The sequence below is a fragment of the Cocleimonas flava genome (assembly GCF_004339015.1).
GTDB classification, from domain to species: Bacteria; Pseudomonadota; Gammaproteobacteria; order Thiotrichales; family Thiotrichaceae; genus Cocleimonas; species Cocleimonas flava.
The window spans coordinates 348032-369027 of record NZ_SMFQ01000005.1; the positions used below are offsets into that span (position 1 = coordinate 348032).

The 20996-nt window shown below is 40.7% G+C and carries 24 protein-coding genes; 10 read left to right on the forward strand and 14 right to left on the reverse strand.

Features of this window, described 5'->3' with window-relative positions:
• The first annotated feature begins 69 nt into the window (after positions 1 to 69).
• The 3 genes from EV695_RS18090 (at position 70) to EV695_RS18100 (ending at position 3177) form a co-directional block, all read left to right on the forward strand.
• The gene (locus tag EV695_RS18090; RefSeq protein ID WP_131907416.1) at positions 70 to 747 is read left to right on the forward strand and encodes an arginine N-succinyltransferase; all 678 of its coding nucleotides are present in this window, start codon (positions 70 to 72) and stop codon (positions 745 to 747) included.
• Positions 748 to 777: 30 nt separating this feature from the next.
• Positions 778 to 1566 carry a TerC family protein gene (locus EV695_RS18095; protein WP_131907417.1) on the forward strand — a complete coding sequence of 263 codons (789 nt, stop codon included), beginning with the start codon at positions 778 to 780 and terminating at the stop codon, positions 1564 to 1566.
• Positions 1567 to 1728: 162 nt separating this feature from the next.
• Positions 1729 to 3177 carry a hypothetical protein gene (locus EV695_RS18100; RefSeq protein WP_131907418.1) on the forward strand — a complete coding sequence of 483 codons (1449 nt, stop codon included), beginning with the start codon at positions 1729 to 1731 and terminating at the stop codon, positions 3175 to 3177.
• 258 nt (positions 3178 to 3435) lie between these two features.
• Here the strand turns inward: EV695_RS18100 and lpxC are convergent, their stop codons facing one another.
• The 3 genes from lpxC to ppk2 form a co-directional block, all read right to left on the reverse strand.
• Complete coding sequence (gene lpxC, locus EV695_RS18105) at positions 3436 to 4368, reverse strand: UDP-3-O-acyl-N-acetylglucosamine deacetylase (RefSeq protein WP_131907419.1); 933 nt, start codon at positions 4366 to 4368, stop codon at positions 3436 to 3438.
• Between the two features lie 6 nt (positions 4369 to 4374).
• Positions 4375 to 6180 (reverse strand): ABCB family ABC transporter ATP-binding protein/permease, encoded by a 1806-nt coding sequence (locus EV695_RS18110; protein ID WP_131907420.1) that lies wholly within the window; start codon positions 6178 to 6180, stop codon positions 4375 to 4377.
• Positions 6181 to 6392: 212 nt separating this feature from the next.
• The gene (gene ppk2, locus EV695_RS18115) at positions 6393 to 7148 is read right to left on the reverse strand and encodes a polyphosphate kinase 2 (RefSeq protein WP_243651742.1); all 756 of its coding nucleotides are present in this window, start codon (positions 7146 to 7148) and stop codon (positions 6393 to 6395) included.
• Positions 7149 to 7460: 312 nt separating this feature from the next.
• On the opposite strand from ppk2, the gene rluB reads away from it, so the two are divergent.
• Entirely contained in the window at positions 7461 to 8288 is an 828-nt protein-coding gene (gene rluB, locus EV695_RS18120; protein ID WP_131907421.1) for a 23S rRNA pseudouridine(2605) synthase RluB, read from the forward strand.
• A 79-nt stretch (positions 8289 to 8367) separates the two neighbouring features.
• Here the strand turns inward: rluB and EV695_RS18125 are convergent, their stop codons facing one another.
• The 3 genes from EV695_RS18125 to arsC form a co-directional block, all read right to left on the reverse strand.
• The gene (locus EV695_RS18125; RefSeq protein ID WP_131907422.1) at positions 8368 to 8733 is read right to left on the reverse strand and encodes a DUF2069 domain-containing protein; all 366 of its coding nucleotides are present in this window, start codon (positions 8731 to 8733) and stop codon (positions 8368 to 8370) included.
• Between the two features lie 41 nt (positions 8734 to 8774).
• Positions 8775 to 9362: an NAD(P)H:quinone oxidoreductase gene (wrbA, locus tag EV695_RS18130; protein ID WP_131907423.1), complete on the reverse strand. Its 588-nt coding sequence runs from the start codon at positions 9360 to 9362 to the stop codon at positions 8775 to 8777.
• Between the two features lie 66 nt (positions 9363 to 9428).
• Positions 9429 to 9782 (reverse strand): arsenate reductase (glutaredoxin), encoded by a 354-nt coding sequence (gene arsC, locus EV695_RS18135; protein WP_131907424.1) that lies wholly within the window; start codon positions 9780 to 9782, stop codon positions 9429 to 9431.
• A gap of 254 nt (positions 9783 to 10036) precedes the next feature.
• On the opposite strand from arsC, the gene EV695_RS18140 reads away from it, so the two are divergent.
• Entirely contained in the window at positions 10037 to 10573 is a 537-nt protein-coding gene (locus EV695_RS18140; RefSeq protein ID WP_131907425.1) for a TlpA disulfide reductase family protein, read from the forward strand.
• A 95-nt stretch (positions 10574 to 10668) separates the two neighbouring features.
• On the opposite strand, the gene EV695_RS18145 is transcribed toward EV695_RS18140, so the two are convergent.
• From EV695_RS18145 to surE, 4 genes are all read right to left on the reverse strand, one after another.
• Complete coding sequence (locus tag EV695_RS18145) at positions 10669 to 11499, reverse strand: LysM peptidoglycan-binding domain-containing protein (RefSeq protein ID WP_131907426.1); 831 nt, start codon at positions 11497 to 11499, stop codon at positions 10669 to 10671.
• A gap of 19 nt (positions 11500 to 11518) precedes the next feature.
• Positions 11519 to 11965, reverse strand: a complete 447-nt coding sequence (locus tag EV695_RS18150; RefSeq protein ID WP_243651715.1) for a YqaA family protein — start codon at positions 11963 to 11965, stop codon at positions 11519 to 11521.
• A 225-nt stretch (positions 11966 to 12190) separates the two neighbouring features.
• Positions 12191 to 12880: a protein-L-isoaspartate(D-aspartate) O-methyltransferase gene (locus EV695_RS18155; protein WP_131907428.1), complete on the reverse strand. Its 690-nt coding sequence runs from the start codon at positions 12878 to 12880 to the stop codon at positions 12191 to 12193.
• Positions 12841 to 13623, reverse strand: coding sequence for a 5'/3'-nucleotidase SurE (gene surE / locus EV695_RS18160; RefSeq protein ID WP_131907429.1), 783 nt, complete (start codon positions 13621 to 13623; stop codon positions 12841 to 12843). Before surE ends, EV695_RS18155 begins: the two co-directional genes overlap by 40 nt.
• Before the next feature lie 76 nt (positions 13624 to 13699).
• Between surE and EV695_RS18165 the strand changes: the two genes are divergently transcribed.
• Positions 13700 to 14329, forward strand: coding sequence for a Smr/MutS family protein (locus EV695_RS18165; RefSeq protein ID WP_131907430.1), 630 nt, complete (start codon positions 13700 to 13702; stop codon positions 14327 to 14329).
• Positions 14330 to 14482: 153 nt separating this feature from the next.
• On the opposite strand, the gene EV695_RS18170 is transcribed toward EV695_RS18165, so the two are convergent.
• Both EV695_RS18170 and EV695_RS18175 read right to left on the reverse strand, forming a co-directional pair.
• Positions 14483 to 15142, reverse strand: a complete 660-nt coding sequence (locus tag EV695_RS18170) for a DoxX family protein (RefSeq protein WP_131907431.1) — start codon at positions 15140 to 15142, stop codon at positions 14483 to 14485.
• Between the two features lie 121 nt (positions 15143 to 15263).
• Positions 15264 to 15494 carry a DUF1127 domain-containing protein gene (locus tag EV695_RS18175; protein ID WP_131907432.1) on the reverse strand — a complete coding sequence of 77 codons (231 nt, stop codon included), beginning with the start codon at positions 15492 to 15494 and terminating at the stop codon, positions 15264 to 15266.
• A gap of 295 nt (positions 15495 to 15789) precedes the next feature.
• On the opposite strand from EV695_RS18175, the gene EV695_RS18180 reads away from it, so the two are divergent.
• The 3 genes from EV695_RS18180 to EV695_RS18190 all read left to right on the forward strand — a co-directional run bounded on the left by EV695_RS18180 (position 15790) and on the right by EV695_RS18190 (position 18080).
• The gene (locus tag EV695_RS18180; protein WP_131907433.1) at positions 15790 to 16713 is read left to right on the forward strand and encodes a LysR family transcriptional regulator; all 924 of its coding nucleotides are present in this window, start codon (positions 15790 to 15792) and stop codon (positions 16711 to 16713) included.
• 110 nt (positions 16714 to 16823) lie between these two features.
• The gene (locus EV695_RS18185) at positions 16824 to 17711 is read left to right on the forward strand and encodes an NAD(P)-dependent oxidoreductase (protein WP_131907434.1); all 888 of its coding nucleotides are present in this window, start codon (positions 16824 to 16826) and stop codon (positions 17709 to 17711) included.
• A 9-nt stretch (positions 17712 to 17720) separates the two neighbouring features.
• Complete coding sequence (locus tag EV695_RS18190) at positions 17721 to 18080, forward strand: GFA family protein (protein ID WP_131907435.1); 360 nt, start codon at positions 17721 to 17723, stop codon at positions 18078 to 18080.
• Here EV695_RS18190 and EV695_RS18195 read toward each other — a convergent pair.
• Positions 18075 to 18674, reverse strand: coding sequence for an alpha-ketoglutarate-dependent dioxygenase AlkB family protein (locus EV695_RS18195; protein WP_131907436.1), 600 nt, complete (start codon positions 18672 to 18674; stop codon positions 18075 to 18077). The two genes, EV695_RS18190 and EV695_RS18195, sit on opposite strands and share 6 nt — an antisense overlap.
• Before the next feature lie 2 nt (positions 18675 to 18676).
• Positions 18677 to 19573: a methylated-DNA--[protein]-cysteine S-methyltransferase gene (locus tag EV695_RS18200; RefSeq protein WP_131907437.1), complete on the reverse strand. Its 897-nt coding sequence runs from the start codon at positions 19571 to 19573 to the stop codon at positions 18677 to 18679.
• 291 nt (positions 19574 to 19864) lie between these two features.
• Here EV695_RS18200 and EV695_RS18205 point away from each other — a divergent pair, with 291 nt between their 5' ends.
• The gene (locus EV695_RS18205) at positions 19865 to 20968 is read left to right on the forward strand and encodes a KpsE/RkpR family capsule polysaccharide export protein (protein WP_131907438.1); all 1104 of its coding nucleotides are present in this window, start codon (positions 19865 to 19867) and stop codon (positions 20966 to 20968) included.
• Positions 20969 to 20996: the final 28 nt, after the last annotated feature.

A 20996-nucleotide genomic window follows, 5' to 3' on the forward strand; every position in this document is an offset into this window, starting at 1 on the left:
ACTGCATTATACCTGTATTATGCATGCTAATTCTTTACGAACTCTCTTTCCTAGATAAAAATCAAACTTATGAGTATTAACGAATCCTCACTTCAACAGCCAGAGAGGAAAAATGGCGGCTGTCTCAAAACTATTGGCATCATGCTTGTCACCATCATCATCTCTATCGTAGCTACGATTTTTGTGATCAACTATTTAACCCAAAAGAAGCTAGAACCCGTAGAACTAAGCAAAAAAGAAGAATCTACATTAAATCAAAAACTCAAGCAATTTGGCTTACCAACGCTTCCTTCGGATACTACCCAAGACAGCGCTGATGATTTAACACCAGAACCTTATTCTGAAGACCCGAGCAAACGAGAGATTTTCTTTACGGAAAAAGAACTCAACGCCATGCTGGCAAAGAATACAGATCTGGCTGAAAAAATAGCTATCGACCTAGCCGACAACCTTGCCAGCGCTAAAATGCTTATCCCATTAGACCCTGATTTTCCTTTTTTGGGCGGAAAAACACTAAAATTAAAGGCTGGCGCTGAACTTGCTTACGCTAATGGACGACCAATTGTCATCTTAAAAGGCGTAAGTGTTTGGGGAGTCCCCGTACCTAACGCCTGGTTAGGAAATTTAAAGAATGTTGACCTCGTCAAAGAATTTGGTGGCGATGAAGGTTTCTGGAAGTCTTTTGCAGATGGCGTTGAAAATATATCGGTTGCCGAGGGTCAATTAAAAATAAAGTTAAAGGAATAAAAACCTTTACACAAAATACGGAGATTTAAAATGGAAGGGCTTTTCACACTAGAAAACTTATTTACGCTAGGCATGCTTGTCATGCTCCAAGCTGTTCTGGGTTTCGACAACCTTTTGTATATTTCACTAGAGTCACAACGAGTAGAAAAATCTAAACAGTCAAAAGTACGTAAATGGGGTATCGGACTCGCCGTTTTACTACGTATTGTCCTACTGTTTGCGTTATTAAAAGTCCTCAGCCTATTTACTAATGAATTATTTTCTTTGGATATCAAAGGGGTTATTCAAGGAACATTCAATCTCAAAAGCATTGTCGTTTTGATAGGTGGCGTATTCTTAATCTACACCGCGCTTAAAGAAATTACTCACATGATGATGCTTGAAGAAGATGCCAATAAAGAACGTAAGCCTGCATCTGTAGCAATGGTTCTGTTTTCAATTGTTATTATGAATGCAATTTTCTCTTTCGATTCTATATTGAGCGCTATGGCACTCACAAAAAACTTCGTCATCATGGCAACTGCTATTGTAATCGGTGGAATTATGATGATTGTACTCGCTGATAAAGTAACCGAATTTTTGAAGAAGAACAGAATGTACGAAGTTGTAGGTTTATTCATACTGTTTTTAGTCGGAGCAATGTTGCTATCAGAAGGGGCACACGATGCCCACCTTAAGCTATTTGATACCGAAATCACACCAATGAGTAAAGCGACTTTCTATCTCATAATTTTTGTTATGGTGATTGTAGAAATCGTACAATCTCGTTATCAGAAGCGCCTGCTTTCCCTAAAAGTAGATCCATCCAAGCATTCCTGAGCGTAACTACACAAAAATGCTTAATTTAAGATTAATAATTAGGCATTTTTGTTGTAGTATGGTTGAAACAGTTGCACCGATGAATGCTGACTACACAAACCCAAGAATTTCATAATACGTCAAAAGCATTCCTCTGAGGCTAAAAACACAAGGGAAGTGAGTATGAAGAAGAGCGCTATCCAGAGCTTGGCTTGTCTGGCTATTATTTTTATGGTTTTCAATGCGAGCGCCGTTGGTTTACAGGAATACCTACAAAATACAGAAGCAACCACCGAAGCAGTAACGCAATCTCCATCTCTCGCCTCTGTCAATGAAGCAACCACTCAACTAACTCACATCATCGAACTCGTTGTCGCGGGCATAGTTGCTGCAGCGCTGATCATTTCAGTATTAGTACTCTTTTTGGGCAGATGGTTAGCCAAAAAAGAAAAGAAAATCATCAAAGAAATAAGAATTGAAGCAGAACAGGACAAGGAAAATATCACCTCCGCTGCCACAACCATCAGAGAACAAGAAAAAGAATCAACCAAACTAGTTCATGAAATACGGTCTCAAGCCACAGAAATAAGTACACAGCGCGAAGAAAATCTGCAATACACCCAAAGTATTGCTTCAACGTCTGAGAAAGTTAAAGCTCAGGAAAAAGAACTTCTTGAAGTTACCGATCATGTGAGTAATCGCATGGACGATATTCAATCGTACTGGGATGACCAACTGAAAAGCACCGTAGAGATCATTGGACAAGTGCAGGAAAGGTTGGATAAGAACCTGATTACTGTCGATAATGATTTAGGTAAGATCCATCACCAGAAGAAACTTTCTCAAGAATTATTGCAGGACTTCCTAAACAAGCACAATGAACAAAGCACTGCTTTAGATAGTAATTCTGAAATCTCTGATCAGGTTAACTCTAATTTAAAACAGACCCTGAAAGAATCTCAAAAATTAATTGATACGCTTTTGAAATATCAAAAAGAAGCTGAGAAGTCGCTTAAAAATTACAATGACAAATTAAACACTTTCGAAGAGCAAGCTTACGAGCAATTTGATACGAGCTTCCAGGTAGCCGATTTAGCTCGACAAGAGCTTAATGCGAATATAGATGAAAGTCGTAAGCACGTAGAGACAATGAGAAGACATGAGCAGCAAAGCCATGGAATCAGCGCTCAAACCATGAAACATCTTGAAAGCCTCGATTATTCTAAAATTGTTAAAATCTCAAACACCTTAGATTCTACACAAAATATGTTTGATGATATCCACAACAAAGTGGAAGAAACGCGTTACATGCTAGACGAGCTCAAAGAAATCGAGAGCGACATTAAAAAGACGGCCAACAAAGTTGAACATGCGATTGCCATCAAAGAACAGCAGAGCCTACCACAAGATGTAGAGCTAGAAAGCTTAGAAAGCAAAGTCGATAGTGACATCAGTGAAGATGCTGGAGAATTTATATCTGAAGAGTTACTGTCTGTAGAAGCTCCTCAATCTCCGCTTAAAGAAACCAAAGATAACACGACTATTGAAATAGCAAAGTACAAAATGGCTAGCGAAGATGATCAGCCGACTCCACTCTCTTTCTTTAGAAATATAAAACAACAAGAAAAATGAGCCATCCTTGGCTCCCAGCTGTTGTAATCCTTACGATATTGGTTGATCTCTGATCTTCCAATATTTAGAGCCATCCCTTAGCCCACAACTGGTATATCCTAATTCTTTTTTCAAATGGAGTGTATGAAAATAGTCACATCGCTGTAACTTGAAAGAAATATACCAGCCAATTTTTGAAACTAAAACACCTCAAATCACTAACGGTTAATCCAACACGATAGAGGAATGAACGGCAAGTTTAGTGGGATGGAAAGAAAATCAGCCCGAAGACTTTAAATTATTCTCGTCAGCATTTGCAAGACTTGATTCAGGCGCTGTTTCAGCACCCACTTCTATGTAACTCCCCTGCTCAAAAATAGCCTGAAGCAAACCGTGATTCAATCGATGTGCCGGGCTATTAGCAGTGATTTTACCTTGTATAATTCCACCTGAAAGCATCAGGTCTCCGACCATATCCAGCGCTCTATGGAAGATCAACTCATTTTCCATACGCAGCCCACCTTTATTGATCGCTTTATCTTTCACAATCACCACAGCAGTCTTAGTATTTGCACCAAGACATACAGGGTCTTTTTGAAAACGGGTTAGTTGCGCCAACAGACCATTTTTGAGCCGGCCAAAAGTCCTTGCAGAAGCAATTTCCTGCTTGAAGGTTTCTGGCGTTACTTCGCCACTCCAATGCAGTCGTCCAAAATTTGTCAACGAAATAGCAAGATCCAGATGTAAGGAATCTGCCGGTTCGATTCTGACATAGCGTTTATCTTCAGTGTATTCTACTTTTTCAGTAACCCGATACACTTTCTGCTGAGCATGTTGTTGAGCAATACCCACTTCATCAATAGCTTCAGTGAAGGGCCTGGCACTGCCGTCCATAATGGGAATTTCCTTCCCCTCTACCTCGACGATGACATTGCTAATACCGCAGGCATAGAGCGCAGCCATTAGATGCTCTACAGTTCTAACCTGCTCGCCTGTTTCTGAAACCAGACAGGTACACAATGGTAGATTCTTTGTATTCTGCCAATGTGCGGGAATATCTATATCAGCCCCTTTCTTTTTGATAACACGGAAAATAATACCCGCATTCACTGGAGCTGGACGTAAAGTGATTTTATGACGCTTAGCCGTATGTAAGCCTGCGCCTTTGAAACTCAAAGGTGCAGCAATTGTAGCTTGAGAATAGCCAGTCATTTTAAATTACCCATTATTGTCACTATCTTCACCTTGAGTATCTCGTTGCAGATTCCACATTTCAGAATAACGGCCTTGTTGCTCTAGCAACACCAGATGTGAACCACGTTCGATAATTTTCCCTGCTTCCATAACCAGTATCATATCAGCATCTACAATAGTGGATAATCGATGGGCGATAATCAGCGTAGAAGTCTTTGAAGAAATTTTACCCAAGGTTTTCTGTATAGCCTGTTCTGTCGCCGAATCCAGAGACGAGGTTGCCTCATCAAAGATCAAAATAGGCGGTTTCTTAAGAATGGTTCTGGCAATCGCCACACGTTGTTTTTCTCCACCAGAAAGCTTAAGTCCTCTCTCCCCTACAACACTATCCCAGCCATCTGGTAATCCTTCTATAAAGTCGTAGATGTGCGCCATCTTTGCCGCATTCTCGACTTCTTCTCTGCTTGCATCTAGATTTCCATACTGGATATTGTAAAAAATACTTTCATTAAACAGCACTGTATCCTGAGGCACGATACCAATGGTTTCGCGCAAACTGTCCTGTGTACATTCTTTTATATCCTGTCCATCTATCAGGATTCGACCTTGACTCACATCGTAAAAACGAAATAACAGTCTTACTAAAGTTGACTTACCTCCACCGCTAAAACCAACTACTGCAACGGTCTTACCCGCTGGAATAGTGAAATTCACACCATGAAGAATTTCTCTTTTTTTATCATAAGCAAAAGACACATCTTCAAATTTGACTTCGCCTTTGCTTACATTGATATCAGTCGCGTTTTCGACATCTTGTATTTCGGGCTTTTGCTTTAGTAACTTAAACACCAAATCCATATCGGCTAAGGTATATTTGATTTGTCGATAAATAATGCCCAAGGCATTTAAAGGAATAAACAACTGCAACATAAAGGCATTGACCATTACCAGGTCACCAATGCTCATTGTACCTTCCACAACACCATTGGCAGCCAGGAACATAATAATCGTCACACCGACAGCGATAATCGCGCCCTGACCAAAATTAAGCATCGACATGGTCGATTGGCTTTTTACCGCAACGTTTTCCCATTTCTCAAGGATTTCATCGTAACGGTTCTGCTCCAACCGTTCGTTATTAAAGTATTTAACCGTTTCATAATTAATAAGGCTATCAAAAGCATGCGTATTGGCTTGTGAATCCAGTCGATTCATATCATGTCGATAATGCATTCGCCATTCTGTCACCATTAAGGTAAAAGCCACATAGAAAAGAACGGTACCAAAGGTTACCAAAGCAAATATGACTGCGTAGTTGGATAAAAGAATAAAAGCGACAAGTGAAAACTCAACAAAGATGGGAATTGTACTGAACACTAAAAAGTTCATAAGCGTAGAAACAGAACGAGTTCCTCGCTCTAGATCTCTACTGATAGCACCTGTTTTACGCTGTAGATGAAAACGTAAGGATAATTTATGCAGGTGTTGCATGACGCGTTTCGATAATTCGCGCATCGCATGATAGCGAACTCGGGCAAACACCGTATCACGAAGCTCATTGAACAATGAGGTCAGCAACCTGAAAACACCGTAAGCAATAAGTAAGGCAACCGGAAGTACTAATACCTGAGTTTCTTTTCCGTCAAATTTATCAATAATATCTTTCAGTACCAGTGGCACAGAGACGGTAGAAACCTTAGAGATCACCAGGCATAGTAACGCCAAAAGCGCTCTGCCCTTATAGGCACTGAGATAAGGTAAAAGATGACGTAAATTTTGAAGGTCACGGCGGTTGCCATGAATTTCGTTACCGGTAGGGGTGAAATGCAAAATCAGACCAGAAGTTTCAAAAGTAAAATTATGCCTTAAATCACATCAAACTAATATTTCTTTAGAAGATAGTTTGAGTAAACACGAGCAGCCTTAAACGCCTCAAATAAAAAAAGGGGTTCAAAAGAACCCCTTGACTTAAAACCGGTAGATTATGCAACAAACCTAAGCCACCCCCCTACTTTCAGGGGGTATTTATTATGACAACTGATCTATAGCACTGCATCTTCGGGGTACATTTTATCAACAGAACCAACAATCAATGGATCTGGCGCATAAACTACCGATGTATCTTTATTATCGTAATCTAAATTATGTAAGAAATGACGAATACACGAGAGACGGGCACGCTTTTTATCGTCTGATTTAACCACTATCCAAGGGGCATCTGCCGTATCCGTATTAAAGAACATCGATTTCTTGGCTTCGGTATACGCATCCCATTTATCCAGTGACTCAACATCTACAGGGCTTAATTTCCACTGTTTAACCGGATCATGTTTGCGCGAATGGAAGCGTCTTAACTGCTCTTGACGAGTTACCGAGAACCAGTACTTAAACATGATGGTGTCCGAATTTACCAACATACGCTCAAACATTGGACATTGACGCATAAACTCAAGGTGATCGTGGCGTGAGCAAAAATTCATCACTATCTCAACACCAGCACGGTTGTACCATGATCGGTCAAATAAAATCATCTCACCTTTGGTTGGCAGATGATTCACATAACGCTGAAAATACCATTCGCCTAACTCACGCTCAGTAGGTTTTTCCAAAGCAACCACTCGCGCAATACGAGGATTCAAATGCTCAGTAAAACGTTTAATCGTTCCACCTTTACCGGCGGCATCACGACCTTCAAAAATCGTAACAATCTTCTTATTCGCTTCTTTGAGCCACTTCTGAACCTTTAATAATTCAACTTGCAACAGACGCTTTTCTTTTTCGTAATCTTTGGTTTTCATCTTTTCCGAATACGGATAGTCGCCAGCAGCACAACTAATTTTCAACAAATCACCGCCTTTGGTAAATGTTTTGGAATTCATTACCTTATCGGAATCAGTCAACCCTACCAAAGCCTGGGTAGCTTGTTCCTTTGTCATTGGCTTATCTGCTGCTTTTACAGGAGCCTTCTGGCTTGGCTCTTTTACAGGCTTTTTTGCTGTTGTCATATACTCTCCTTAATGCGACTAATGCTATTCTGCTTATTAATTGATTCTAACTGTTGATTCTAAGTGTATACCAGAGAATCCCTATTCTGTATGATCCATATCAATATGACTGAAAGAATACAAAAGATACTCTCACGTGCTGGCTACGGCTCACGCAGAGAAATAGAACGCTGGGTAAAAGCCGGTGAAGTAATGGTAAATGGCGTTAAGGCAGAGGTTGGTCAAGCGATTAGCGAAACCGATAAAGTCGTTTTGCGCGGACAAGTATTAAAGCTTTCCAGTAAGCTCAATGCCAAGCCTCAAGTATTGCTATATCACAAGAAAAACGGTGAGATAAGTTCTCGTAAAGATCCAGAAGGCAGACCTACTGTTTTTGATAATTTGCCTCCGTTAAGTAGCGGTCGCTGGATTCAGGTAGGACGCCTCGACATCAATACCGATGGCTTATTGCTTTTTACCACCGATGGCGAGTTGGCGAATCGTTTAATGCACCCTTCGTATGAAATAGAACGTGAGTACGCGGCGCGCATTTTGGGCGAAGTGACTGATGAGCATATCGACAATTTACTCAAAGGTGTTGAACTAGAGGACGGCAAAGGCAAATTTAATACCATCAAATTTGCCGGTGGCGAAGGCGTTAATAAGTGGTATCACGTGACTCTGAACGAAGGACGAAACCGTGAAGTTCGCCGTTTATGGGAATCTCAAGAACTTGTCGTTAGCCGACTAAGACGTATTCGTTACGGCAATGTAGAACTCCATAGATCGTTACGCCCGGGAGCTTTCGAAGAGATGGATGTAAAATCCATGCGCAGCCTTTACGAAAAAGTAAATATGGAACTGGATGAGGAAAATTTCCTCTCTAAAAGCGAATACAAAAGCAGAGCCGATAGAAATAAGGCATTTAAATACGGCAAAACTAAGAAAAGATAGTACTTTATAAGCATTTAAGCCACCCCCCCACCTTTGGGGCACTTTTTTAAAAAAGTGCCCCAAAGGTGGGGGGGTGGCTTTATTTATTGTGTAATAGCTTATCGCGTTTATCCATTACCCAGACATTCAACAAGCTGCCAAAAAATAGGCACAAGCTTAATCCCAGCATCCAGTAGCCGTAAGCTTTCTCATCGGCAGAATACATAAACCAAATACCAATCAAGATATAAATAAAAGAAACCAGCATTACAATAATGAAGGTATCTCGATTACCTCGCAGTACCCCGCGCACAAAAAATAGCAAGGGGGCAACGAAAACAATTATTTCAATCGACCTAGGAAACTCTTGCACCGGCGACAACCAGCCGTTCCAAAGCACAATCAGAATCACTAAACCCGTGATTCCGATACCGGCTAAAGCTCTGTAAAAAACGGTGATATCCATAATACTTATTCTGCTTTAGTCATGATTAAAGGGTTAAGCATCTATAACGCCACGGCTAACTTTGCCAGACGTTTACCAAGAGCCAGACACAATGCTTTCTCTTCTTCGCTTAAAGGTAAATCACTGTTTGCACCAGCAAGATGCGATGGCCCATATGGTGTTCCACCGGTTTGAGTCGTCAACAGTTCGGATTCTGTATAAGGCAAACCGCTGATTAACATGCCATGGTGCAATAAAGGGATCATCATACTTAGTAAAGTTGATTCCTGACCCCCATGAATACTGGATGTCGAGGTAAAAACGCCTGCAGGTTTTCCAACCAATGAACCAGACAGCCAGTGACCACTGGTTTTTTCCAGAAAGTATTTGAGTGGCGCAGCCATATTGCCAAAACGCGTGGGGCTGCCGAGCGCTAAGGCATCACAGGTTTTTAATTCATCCAGTGATACATAAGGCGCACCCACTTCAGGAACGGCTGGCTCTGTCGCTTCGGTGACTTCAGAAACCTCTGGAACGGTTCGAAGTATAGATTCAACACCTTCAACGCCTTCTGCTCCGCGCGCTATCAACCTTGCCATTTCAGCGGTTGCACCGCTACGTGAGTAATATAGAACGAGAACCTGTTTCATTGCTGCCTTTGATTGAGATTAATAATAGAGCTAGGTGTATATTTAAAAATTGAGATAAATATACGATTACAAAATATCAATGATATTTTCTATAGGACGGCCAATCGCCGCCTTTCCATCCTTAATCACAATCGGACGCTCAATCAAAATCGGGTTATTTACCATCGCGTCTATCAATTGCTCTCTCGTTAGTCTTTCATCAGCGAGATTATTATCTTTATAAGCCAGTTCGCCTTTACGCATCAACTCGCGAGGCTCAAGACCCAACATATCTAAAATCTCAGATATTGCATCACTATCCGGCGGCGTATCTAAATACTTAACGACATTTGCTTCAATGCCTTTATCGCTAAGTAGTTCCATTGCCGCACGAGATTTAGAACATCGTGGATTGTGATAAATTGTAGTTGAGTCTGTCATAGCATCCTTTTTAAAAATTTATTCAATAAGATTTCCGTGACTAGTGTATCCAAGCGAAACCTAAACACAAATTGTTTTTAGTCTGTTTGCACGCATTCCTTTTCTATATCTCTAAAATCGAAGTTCTTCTCCACAATAGAACATGAGCATACTTAAGAGCAATAAAAAGTGCCTATAAGTAGGGGGGTGACTTTCTCTTTTATAATTAGCTTATTACTTGAATTCAAAAGAAAAATAAGTGAGGATTCTACACTATGAAAAAACCAATAATATTATGGGCTGCACTCAGTATTCTTCCTTTCTTTTCCGGCCAGTCATTAGAAAAAGTCAAAGACTTCTCTTTTAATGATATCGAAGGTAAAAGTCATAATTTCAGTGATTATCAAGGCAAATGGGTACTGGTGAATTATTGGGCAACGTATTGCCCCCCTTGTCATGCTGAAATTCCAGACATTGAACGTTTCGCTCAAGATAACAAAGATGATTTTATCGTTCTAGGCATGGATGCTGGTGGCAGCCAGATTAATGAGATTCTTTCCTTTAAAGAACAACTCAAAATTAGCTACGATTTGATCCCAATGCAGCAAAGCACCATGCTCTCATTTGGTACCATAATTGGTATTCCAACAAGCTATATCGTTAACCCCAAAGGCGAAATCGTTGATAAGTATGTGGGGATCATCACTTATGACGACCTTGATTTTCACATTAATCCGCCGATTTATAAAAGTGCGAGCGCGGACAAAAAGATAATTGAACAAAGTTTTGATTCAAGTACGCCAAATCAATAAAACCAAAACAATATGACTAATAATAAAAAAGCCCTCAGAAGAGGGCTTTTTTATTATCTATAAACACTTATTAGCGTTTAGCTAAGCTTCCGTTATTACTTCAAACGGATAGTTTGGCCCGGGCTAATATTGTAAGGAGGTTGTAAATTATTGATGCTGATAATATCTTTCCAGTACACACCTGTTTGACGCATGATTTCAAATACCGTGTCACCCTTCTTAACTACGTAGCTGCTTCCACCTGAACTAGATGTACCTGCAGTATTTGCGTAAGTTGCAGTATTCGTTGTTGCTGCACTACCACCAGAATACGTTGTTGGCGCGTATGGCTTATACGTTTTTTGCTGGTAGCTTCCTGTGTAAATACTCTTGTTACTAGCCGTTACGTTTGTATTCGCTGCTGGCGCTGTAGTTTGTCCGCCAGATGCAGAACTGTAATCGTAATACTGTGTATTAGAGTTAGTTCCGTAACCTGCATAGTTAGTGTTTTGCTGTGGCTGAGCCGCTGGCTGCTGTACTTTGTTACGCGCTGCTGCTTGCTCACGGTTCCACTTGTCGATGTAATACTGCTGGTTATGTGTTGAAGTCTGAGTTCTTGGCTGAGCAACTGGTGCAGCAGGCTTTGCAGGCTTATAGGTATAAGTTGCTGGCGCCTTAGGCTGTGTTGCCGTTGCACCGCATGGTGCACACGTAGCAGATGTATTAGCACGTTGCTGACCGCCACCACGTACTTGTCCGCCACCAGCTACCTGATTGGCACGTGTACGTTGTCCGTAACCGCGAGTTTCGCCGGATGTTGAGTATCCGCCACTGCTTGTAGCTCCTGTGTCATACCCAGCTTGAGATGCACCCCTGTAGCTACTACAACCTGATGCCATTACAGCAACTAGTGAAGCAACTGCAACTAGTTTGATTTTACTGTCCATAATAAAATACCTTCGATTTCTATTTTAATTGATAGATTCCCACAACGATCGCTAACAGCCCTACTGTTAACCAGCCCAGCCACTCGATGTATTTAACAATGAGTGGTTCCATGCGAGGTCCTGCTTTGGCAACTAACAACGCGACTAAAAAGAAGCGTGCCCCTCTTCCGATTACAGATGCAATCACAAAAGGTAAAAATGCCATCGACAAAAGTCCTGCACTAATTGTGAAAAGTTTATAAGGTATTGGCGAGAAGCCAGCGACAAGAATTGCCCAGATGCCCCAACGGTCGAACAAGGATTTAACCTGCTCGAACTTATGCCCATAACCCCAATTTTCTATGAGCGGTCCCAACCACTCATAAGCCCATGTACCCAGTAAATAGCCAGCTATTCCACCGAGCACTGATGTAAATGTCGTCCATAATGCTAAACGCCACCATTCCGCAGGTTTTGAAAGCGTCATGGGGATCAACATTATATCCGGAGGAGGTAACGGCAGTAACGCCGATTCTAAAAAGCTTACAACCCCCAAATAATTTTTCGCATATTTATGCTGCGAATATTCAATTACTTTGTTATATATATTCGAAAACAGGTTCATTTTAAAGGATTTTTTTGGTTTTTTGTAATATTTCTTGAAATTAGCCTTAAAAACTGTGCTAACCGCCCGTTGTTAACCTGTAAACAGTTAACCACCTACCAATGGAACAAAGATCACCGACTCATGATTTTCGACGGAATAATTCGTTTCATTGTTACGGGTCACTACCTGCAATTTTTGTTCACTATTTTGTGCCCCGACGGGAATTATCATGCGGCCCCCTATTTTCAACTGCTGAATTAATGCAGAAGGAATCTCATCTGGCGCTGCTGTAACCATAATCGCATCATAAGGCGCCGCTTCTTCCCATCCCCAACTTCCATCACCGAGGTGTGTACGGATATTTCGATAACCTAACTTGTATAGTAAGTCTCTTGCATTGCGATGAAGTTCAGTCACAACTTCAACTGTGTGTAAATTTTTTACTAAACCACCCAATACAGCGGCTTGATAACCCGAACCTGTCCCCACTTCTAACACATTCTCTAATGATTCAGATTGCATGATTAATTCTGTCATGCGCGCAACAATAAAAGGCTGTGAAATCGTTTGTCCATGGCCGATGGGAAATGACGCATCCTCGTATGAACGACTCGCCATCGCCTCATCCACAAATAAATGACGCGGTACAAGACGCATCACGCGCAATACATCAGAATTCACGATGCCTTTATCTTGCAAGCGATCTATTAATCGGTCACGAGTACGTTGGGATGTCATACCAACGCCCTGGATATCTAGCTCATTGATTTTGTCACCCCCCCACTTTGGAGCCATTTTTGCATATCATCTATAGCAGAATAACGTGTTAGATCTATATGTATAGGTGTTACAGAAACATAACCCTGCTGTACCGCGTAAAAATCTGTTCCATCACCCGCATCTGCTTCAGTACCGACAGGTCCTATCCAGAAAATTTCTCGACCACGCGGGTCTTTTTCTTTGACTACAGGCTCGGCTTTATGGCGCTTTCCAAGTCTTGTAGCTTTGAATCCTTTGATTTCATTCCACGGCAAGTCGGGAACATTAACATTGAGTATGCTCGCCGCATTATCTGAATCACTTAATTTCAGCGCTGGCATATCCTTTAGCAATTGAAGCACCGCTTGTATCGCAGAATCGTAATGCAGTGCTTTGTAATTACCCATCGACACTGCTATGGATGGTAATCCTAAATTTCTTCCTTCCATTGCGGCTGCTACTGTTCCTGAATAAATAACATCATCTCCCATATTGGGGCCAGAATTTATTCCTGATATCACAATATCAGGCTCTTTATCCGGGTATAGGCCCGTTAATGCCAAATGGACACAATCAGTAGGTGTACCGTTGATGCTATAAAAATTTTTGCCGCGCTCTGTAAGGCGAAGCGGTGATTCTAACGAGAGTGAATTACTTGCACCACTTCGGTCTCTGTCGGGTGCAATTGTCAGCACATCAGCAATTTCTGATAACTTATCACGCAACAAATTTATCCCAGGCGCGATAAAGCCGTCATCATTACTTAATAGTATTTCCATAAAATTTCCATAAAACACTCATAAAATGATAATCTCAACTATTGATATTAACCATTTATAGTCATCACTACTCACCGTGTCTAATTTTGATAAGAAAACACTAAAAGACCTTAAAAAGCAGCTAGCTGAAAAGAACCGAGACGAAAAGGAGGCTACACAAAAGCGCCTTAAACAACAAGTAGAAGATCAATATGATCAAAATTTCTTTTCAGACGCAATGCAAGGCGTAACACCACTTAAAGATGACAAAGCTTATCATGAAGTTGAAAGACCAAAAGCAAAAGTCCGCCCAGCGGATGAAGACTTCGAAGAACTTTTTATCCACGACCCTCTTTCAGACGAACTTGAAGTGGAAGATGTTCAAATGGAAGGCGTTTTAAGCTTCTGTAGAGAAGGCATACAGAATAACGTATTCAAAAAACTGCGCAGTGGAAATTACCGTATTTCTGATGAACTCGATTTACATGGATCTAGCATTAAACAAGCAAAAATGATCCTGGTTTATTATCTGCAAGAAGCCGTTCAGTTTGAAGGTTGCTGCATACGAATTGTACACGGCAAAGGTAATCGATCGGGCGATAAAAAACCTGTTTTAAAAACTCAGGTAAATCATTGGCTGAGTGAGCATGAGAGAGTACTCGCATTTCATTCCTGCAAACCTAAAGATGGTGGGACCGGCGCTGTTTACGTCTTGTTAAAACGATAACAGTCAAAACAATCATGCTTAAATAACCTTAAGGTCCCCCCCCCCCTACTTTGGGGCCTTTTTTTCATAACGAATAATCACCACAAAAAAGCAATAAAAAAAGGACGCCGTAGCGTCCTTTTTCTATCAAATAATAAAAATTATTTCAGATTATCATTTAACTTCATCAGTCGTGTTATCCAAATCAAATGGATCTGCTTTGATGTTGTCATGCGGATGAGCCATATTTTTAGCTTGCTGTCCTGCAATAACTTTCTTATTCAGTCTGCGATATAAGAACCAGTCAACACTTAAGAAGCGTCCTGCTCCCATGAAGAACAAAGTGAGTAGCATCAAGAAGTAAACAACTGTCTTGCTGAAATCCGAACTGCTCATATCAGTATAACCATGAGTCATTAGCATTTCTTTCAACGTTGCTATAATGTCTTGACCATTGAGTGCCATGAGTGCAGTCAATACAATTAAGGCCAATAACGGAATTGATACCCAGCGAACAGCAAAACCAATCAGTAATAAGAATGCACCGATAATTTCCAACCAACCAATTGAGCTAGTTAAAACACCTGACAAAGCATCACCAATAAATGGAACTTTAGCCAAACCGGCAGTCGTCGCCTGATGAATAGGGTTATCTGTATTGAACCAGGTTAACGGGTTATACCAAACAGTATCGTCTGCGGTAAACAAACCCAACTTTCTGCTACCCGATACCCATAGCAGTGGCGCCAAGAATAATCGAAGTAGTAATGGGGGTAAGAAATCTAAGCCTCGCAGCCATCCAAAGCTGAAAAAACCGAGTAAAAACTTAGTCATAGAAGACACTCTCCTTATAAGGTAATAATGTCTATTTGACTGTTTTCTACTCGGTATTGCAAGCTAAATCTCTGATGTTTTTCAAGCCAACACCTAGGAATTCAAGCAATAACACATTGATTTATTTCCAGAAAGGCTTGTTAATTTCGCAATCAACATCGGCACGATTTAAACCTATATCTTCCAGCATTCTGTCATCAAGCTTTGCTAGATGTTTGCGTTGTTGAATACGCTGATTCCAGATAGTAAGCGTCTTAAATAAATTCTTTGAAGGTTGAATTACAGCTTCTTCACAGCTGGGTAGACACTGCGATAGATGATTATTATGATTTGCCTGTGTGTATACAGTCATGACATGTCTCCTTATATTTGTAATGCATTTTTAAGCAATCTTGTTTATAAATGGAGACCCTGCAAGCAAGGTCTCCTTAAGGAAACTCTGATTAACCTAGTTGAATTCTGTAAGAATCTAGGATATTCAGTGCTTCCTTTATGATTTACCCCCTACAGGTAAGACCATGAATGTATTTAACGCTTCAGCGAAAAAACTATCCAATCGTTTAATCAAAACCCTGCTATCAGGATTTCAGATTGTGCATTTATCATTAGGTATTTTTAATCATTATTAGAATTGCTCATCATTAGAATTGTTCATCGCTCAAAATGATGACATCATCTTTCACATGGAACTCTATCAACTCAGAACTTTTGTCACCGTTGCAGATACTGGCAATCTCACACAGGCAGCCGAACGCCTGTTTACTAGTCAGCCTGCTGTCAGTGCGCATATAAAAGCGCTGGAAGAAGAGCTGGAAGTCAAACTCTTTGATCGAACTCCGAAAGGTATGCGACTTACAGAGAGCGGGACGTCGCTACGAGATAAAGCACAATTAGTGATTAATGCAGGCAACGAATTAAAGCTGGCAGCAAAAACACTTCAGGGAGAAATTACGGGGCAAGCCAAGGTCGGATTAAACACGGATGCCGAATATCTGCTTCTTGCAAAATGGCACAACGCGTTGATGTCTGAATACCCAAATCTTAAAATTCAGCTAACCCAAGGCACATCAATAGATCTGGTTCAAAAGGTGGGCAAAGGACAACTTGATGTCAGCTTTTTTTCGGGAGATATCCCTTACGACAAAGTCAGTTATGTTGAGCTATGTGATACGCACGCCGTAATAGCCGCCGCACCTAAGTGGAAAGACAAACTAAAACGTGCTGGACGAGAAGAGCTGGCTCAGCTGCCGTGGATTTACCCCGAGCCTCTATGCATTTATCACAGATTTCTCAATCTTATTTTTTCTGATACTAAAGTACAGCCTGCATGGGCAACGTCTAGTGCGACTGAAGATTCCACAATCGCATTATTACGCTCAGGGATTGGTCTAGCCTTTATTCGCAATGATGAAGCCGATGCTCTATTGAAAAAAGGTGAAATTGTTGTGTGGCCGGGCGAATCATTCACACTGCCATTGAGAATGGCCTATTTAGAATCTCGTAAAGAAGACCCCGTGATCAAAGCGCTACTAGAAATCATTGTTAAAAAATTCGAAAAACATAAGAAATAAATGATCTCGTTCATTAATTTCTAAAATCTACTTTTGAACCCACACAAACAGTTGAGTTCAACTACAATTAAACAAGTTAAATTAGATCATTTCATTTTGAGGAGATAAATATGTCGAAGCAAAAAGTATCCTTTCTAGGTTTAGGAGCTATGGGTTACCCAATGGCGGGATTTCTCGTTAAAAAGGGTTATGAGGTGACTGTTTTTAATCGTACTACAGCGAAAGCCGAAAAATGGGCTGATGAATACTCGTCTAATGAAAACCCAGCAAAATTTGCTACCACACCAGAAGAAGCTGTTGCAGATGCCGATATCGTTTTCACTTGCCTGGGCAACGATAATGACGTCAGAGAAGTTTTCACCAAAATATTCGCTAGCGCTAAAACCGGAGCACTGTTAGTTGACCATACAACAACTTCCCCAAGCCTCGCTCAAGAATTATATGCTGAAGCCCAAAAACACAATATGGAATTCCTTGATGCACCCGTATCTGGCGGCCAGGCAGGTGCAGAACAAGGGATTCTTACAATTATGGTTGGTGGCGATCAAACAAGCTTTGATAACGCTTTAGATGCAATGAATAGTTATGCCAAAGCGACCACTCTGATCGGTTCTTCAGGTAAAGGGCAAGCCCTAAAAATGGTAAATCAGCTCTGCATAACCGGTATTTTACAAGGATTAAGTGAAGCCTGGAGCATGGCTAAAGCGGTTGATATCGATGCTAAAATGATGGTTGATGTACTACAACATGGCGCAGCCGGTTCCTGGCAAATGGTGAATAGAACAGAGACAGCTATGAACAACGAATTCGATTTTGGTTTTGCTATTGACTGGATGCGTAAAGACTTAGCCATTTGCTTTGATGAAGCCGAAAAACTCGGCGTCGAATTACCCCTTGCAAAACAGGTGGATGAAAAATACGCAGAACTACAGGAACGAGGCTATTCTCGATCCGACACTTCTGTGCTTGTTAAGCAATTTGATAACGAAAAAAGATGACGAAAAGCGATGAAAACTTATTCAGGTAACTGCCATTGCGGCAATGTGAGCTTTTCTTTTGAACATACAGAAGAGATCACAGCGGGTTTACGTTGCAACTGCTCCTTCTGCAAACGCAGGGGGGCAATAATGACAAATTTTGTCATTCCACCAGATGCATTTCATATCGAGTTAAAAAACCCGGAGAATCTTGGACTATACGAGTTTGATGACAAAGTAGGTCATCATTTCTTCTGCAAAGAGTGCGGCATTTACCCATTCCATCAAACAGTGAGAATGCCTGACCATTATCGTGCCAATCTGGGGTGTATTGATGAGATTGATACTGACAATATCGATGCCGCAGTATTTGATGGAAAAGACCTATAGCATCTGCCTGAAAGTGAGGTTAATTCTTGGCTCGTGAACTTTTGTCGTTTTGGGTAGAGAATGCAACCAGTGCTGCTGAGTCTCACCTTTCATCAGCAAAAGACTTCCTTCTTCAAGCTCAAGTGAAACAGTTTCTCTGCTTTGCTTGTGCTTGAAAGAAAACTTTCGTTTTGCACCTAAACTTAAAGAAGCAATTACCGAATTTTTACCCAATTCTTTTTCATTATCGCTATGCCAGGATAGTCCTTCAGCGCCAGTATGGTAGAGATTGAGCAGGCAGGAATTAAAAACGGCATTACTGTGTTTTTCAACGATCTGCTTCAATTGTAATAACTCAGCAGTCCACACATGTGCTTGCTTGGTAGTATTTGAATAAGTATAGCTGTAAGGATTATCGCCATACCACGCGATTTTTCTATCAGTGATTATATGTTTACCATGAATAACCACTTCATCATTTTTCCAGGCGATATTTTGCAGTAAATCCAAGCGGATTTGTTTGGCGAAATCGTACTCTAAAATACCGCCATAATAATAAACATCCCCATCATAAGGCAGGATATTCAGATCAGCATCAAAACCAAATAAATCCATTCTTACGTCTTGTCGTTTTTGCTATTTGCAATCTGGGCAGCTTCCCATCCAAGCATGGCTGATTTTCTCTCCTGCCCCCACATGTAACCACCAGATACCCCACTCGCTCTGATAACACGATGACAAGGAATCAAAAAAGCAACAGGATTACCCCCGATGGCAGTGCCCACTGCTCTGGATGCTTTAGGACGTTTAATAATGTCGGCAATATTACCGTAGGTATTTAGTTGGCCTAAAGGAATTTTTAATAGCGCTTCCCATACATTTAACTGGAACTCGGACCCTTTAATATGCAGATTTATCATCCCGTCATTGAATGAGTCAGACCCGCTATTATAAGAATCGAACTTACCAAAATTGACAATGTGTGAATGGAGTTCTTTTTCGGCCTCTTTGAAAGTAGCTTGAGGAAATCGCTGGAGCAATTCCTCAAACGTCTTTCTTTTTTCCTCAGCAACAAACCCCATATAACAAATTCCTTTTTCTGTTGAAGCAACCAACACCAACCCAAAAATACTTTGCACATATTGATAATAGATTGTGAGTGACTCGCCTCCCTTTTTGTATTCGCCGGGTGTCATACCTTCAATTTTTATAAATAAATCATGCAATCGTCCTGTACCAGACAAGCCAGTTTTTTCTGACACTTCTAATAAAGTAGATTGGCTCTCTTTGAGAATCTGTTTGGCATAATTAATACTAGTGTACTGAAGAAATTGCTTAGGACTAATACCCGCCCAATCGGTAAATAAGCGCTGGAAGTGGAAAGGACTCAAGTGAACGTGTGCAGCGATTTCATCCAAACTAGGCTGTTGCTGAAAGTTTTCTTTGATAAATAAAATAGCAGCTTCGATGCGCTCGTAATCTCGACTATCTGTATTTTGTTGAATGTTACTCATGATGACTACAATCCTGTCTGATTAAGGACATCATAGGTTTTATAGCAAAGAAACAAAACCCGAAACTTGCTAATCCATCAGTGAATTTTAGAATGAATACACCCCCCTACTTTGAGCGGTTTTTTTAGATAGTTTTCCAGTTCTTGATTATTCCTATATACTCCACGATCTTATACACCTAGATTGTTAAAACATATATTCTGAAAAATATGACCACTAACTTCATACTAGAATAACAGTCAAATCAGTATTCTACCTCACAGATCATTTGCTTCTATCGCCTAATCCTTTATGAAAATTTTTAAATCACTTCTGTTCTGGTTATTTTTTGTTACCCCGATGACTTTGGGAACACTTTACTACCTCAAAATAGCAAGCCCTCAGTATGAAGCGAATGCGCACTTCACCATTGAAAAACAAGGCCAGGGTCAATCAGATCCTTTAGGTGCTCTAACAGGACTTCCTGGAAGCGTATCATCGACAAGAGATGCTTTGATCGTCAAAGACTTTATAGAATCCAGAGAAGTCATCGAACGTACCAAGCAATATTTTGACATTAATAAGCTCTATGCACGTGAAGATAAAGACTTCCTGTCCCGATTAGAACAAGACTCCAGCATAGAGGATATTGTTGAATACTGGCAAAAAAAGGTAAATGTAGAATTTGATACCACTTCTGGAATAGTGGATTTAAAGGTCACTGCATTTGAGCCTGAGTCTGCAGTAAAAGTGATCAAGGCTATTTTAACGGCCAGTGAGGATCTGGTTAATACCTTATCTGAAAAATCCCGTCAGGATAGTTTAAAATTCGCACGACAAGAATTAAAGAAAGCTGAAACAAAACTAAAAAACGCGCGTACAGATGTCAGAACATTTCGTGAGAAAGAACAAGCACTTAGCCCAGAACAATCTGCGGAATCGAAACTCAAATTGGTAGAAGAATTAGAAGCCGAGCGTGCTCGTGCAGAAGCGGATTTACGCAGCCTCAGACTCGAATTTCCTGACACATCCAGAAAGATCATCGAAGCCAAAAACAAAGTTTTCTCCCTGAAAAAACAGGTAAATATTGAACGCATCAGAAGTACAAGAATCACTGATAGCAACGATGCAAAGACCATGAGCTCGATAATTTCAAAGCATGAAGAATTATTAACAGAACAAGGCTTCGCAGAAAAATCTTATGAGGCCGCTCTGTTAAATCTTGAACAATCTCGCATTGATGCTACACAACAACATCGTTATTTAATTGTTATTGTACAACCTAAACTACCTGAGGAGCCCTCGAAACCAAAAGCACCGGATGATTTTATTATCCTCTTTTTGGCCTGCCTTTTGTTCTGGGGATTATCAGGATTAATCATATCCTCCATTAGAGATCATGCTGGGTGGATGTAATGAAAGACAAGATTACACACATTTTAAT

Excerpts from the sequence above, each read along its gene's own strand:
- EV695_RS18090 (WP_131907416.1), top strand. The coding sequence starts at position 70 with ATGAGTATTAACGAATCCTCACTTCAACAGCCAGAGAGGAAAAATGGC.
- EV695_RS18095 (WP_131907417.1), top strand. The coding sequence starts at position 778 with ATGGAAGGGCTTTTCACACTAGAAAACTTATTTACGCTAGGCATGCTT.
- EV695_RS18100 (WP_131907418.1), top strand. The coding sequence starts at position 1,729 with ATGAAGAAGAGCGCTATCCAGAGCTTGGCTTGTCTGGCTATTATTTTT.
- lpxC (WP_131907419.1), bottom strand. The coding sequence starts at position 4,368 with ATGACTGGCTATTCTCAAGCTACAATTGCTGCACCTTTGAGTTTCAAA.
- ppk2 (WP_243651742.1), bottom strand. The coding sequence starts at position 7,148 with ATGAAAACCAAAGATTACGAAAAAGAAAAGCGTCTGTTGCAAGTTGAA.
- rluB (WP_131907421.1), top strand. The coding sequence starts at position 7,461 with ATGACTGAAAGAATACAAAAGATACTCTCACGTGCTGGCTACGGCTCA.
- EV695_RS18125 (WP_131907422.1), bottom strand. The coding sequence starts at position 8,733 with ATGGATATCACCGTTTTTTACAGAGCTTTAGCCGGTATCGGAATCACG.
- wrbA (WP_131907423.1), bottom strand. The coding sequence starts at position 9,362 with ATGAAACAGGTTCTCGTTCTATATTACTCACGTAGCGGTGCAACCGCT.
- arsC (WP_131907424.1), bottom strand. The coding sequence starts at position 9,782 with ATGACAGACTCAACTACAATTTATCACAATCCACGATGTTCTAAATCT.
- EV695_RS18140 (WP_131907425.1), top strand. The coding sequence starts at position 10,037 with ATGAAAAAACCAATAATATTATGGGCTGCACTCAGTATTCTTCCTTTC.
- EV695_RS18145 (WP_131907426.1), bottom strand. The coding sequence starts at position 11,499 with ATGGACAGTAAAATCAAACTAGTTGCAGTTGCTTCACTAGTTGCTGTA.
- EV695_RS18150 (WP_243651715.1), bottom strand. The coding sequence starts at position 11,965 with ATGACGCTTTCAAAACCTGCGGAATGGTGGCGTTTAGCATTATGGACG.
- EV695_RS18155 (WP_131907428.1), bottom strand. The coding sequence starts at position 12,880 with ATGGCTCCAAAGTGGGGGGGTGACAAAATCAATGAGCTAGATATCCAG.
- surE (WP_131907429.1), bottom strand. The coding sequence starts at position 13,623 with ATGGAAATACTATTAAGTAATGATGACGGCTTTATCGCGCCTGGGATA.
- EV695_RS18170 (WP_131907431.1), bottom strand. The coding sequence starts at position 15,142 with ATGACTAAGTTTTTACTCGGTTTTTTCAGCTTTGGATGGCTGCGAGGC.
- EV695_RS18175 (WP_131907432.1), bottom strand. The coding sequence starts at position 15,494 with ATGACTGTATACACACAGGCAAATCATAATAATCATCTATCGCAGTGT.
- EV695_RS18185 (WP_131907434.1), top strand. The coding sequence starts at position 16,824 with ATGTCGAAGCAAAAAGTATCCTTTCTAGGTTTAGGAGCTATGGGTTAC.
- EV695_RS18190 (WP_131907435.1), top strand. The coding sequence starts at position 17,721 with ATGAAAACTTATTCAGGTAACTGCCATTGCGGCAATGTGAGCTTTTCT.
- EV695_RS18195 (WP_131907436.1), bottom strand. The coding sequence starts at position 18,674 with ATGGATTTATTTGGTTTTGATGCTGATCTGAATATCCTGCCTTATGAT.
- EV695_RS18200 (WP_131907437.1), bottom strand. The coding sequence starts at position 19,573 with ATGAGTAACATTCAACAAAATACAGATAGTCGAGATTACGAGCGCATC.
- EV695_RS18205 (WP_131907438.1), top strand. The coding sequence starts at position 19,865 with ATGAAAATTTTTAAATCACTTCTGTTCTGGTTATTTTTTGTTACCCCG.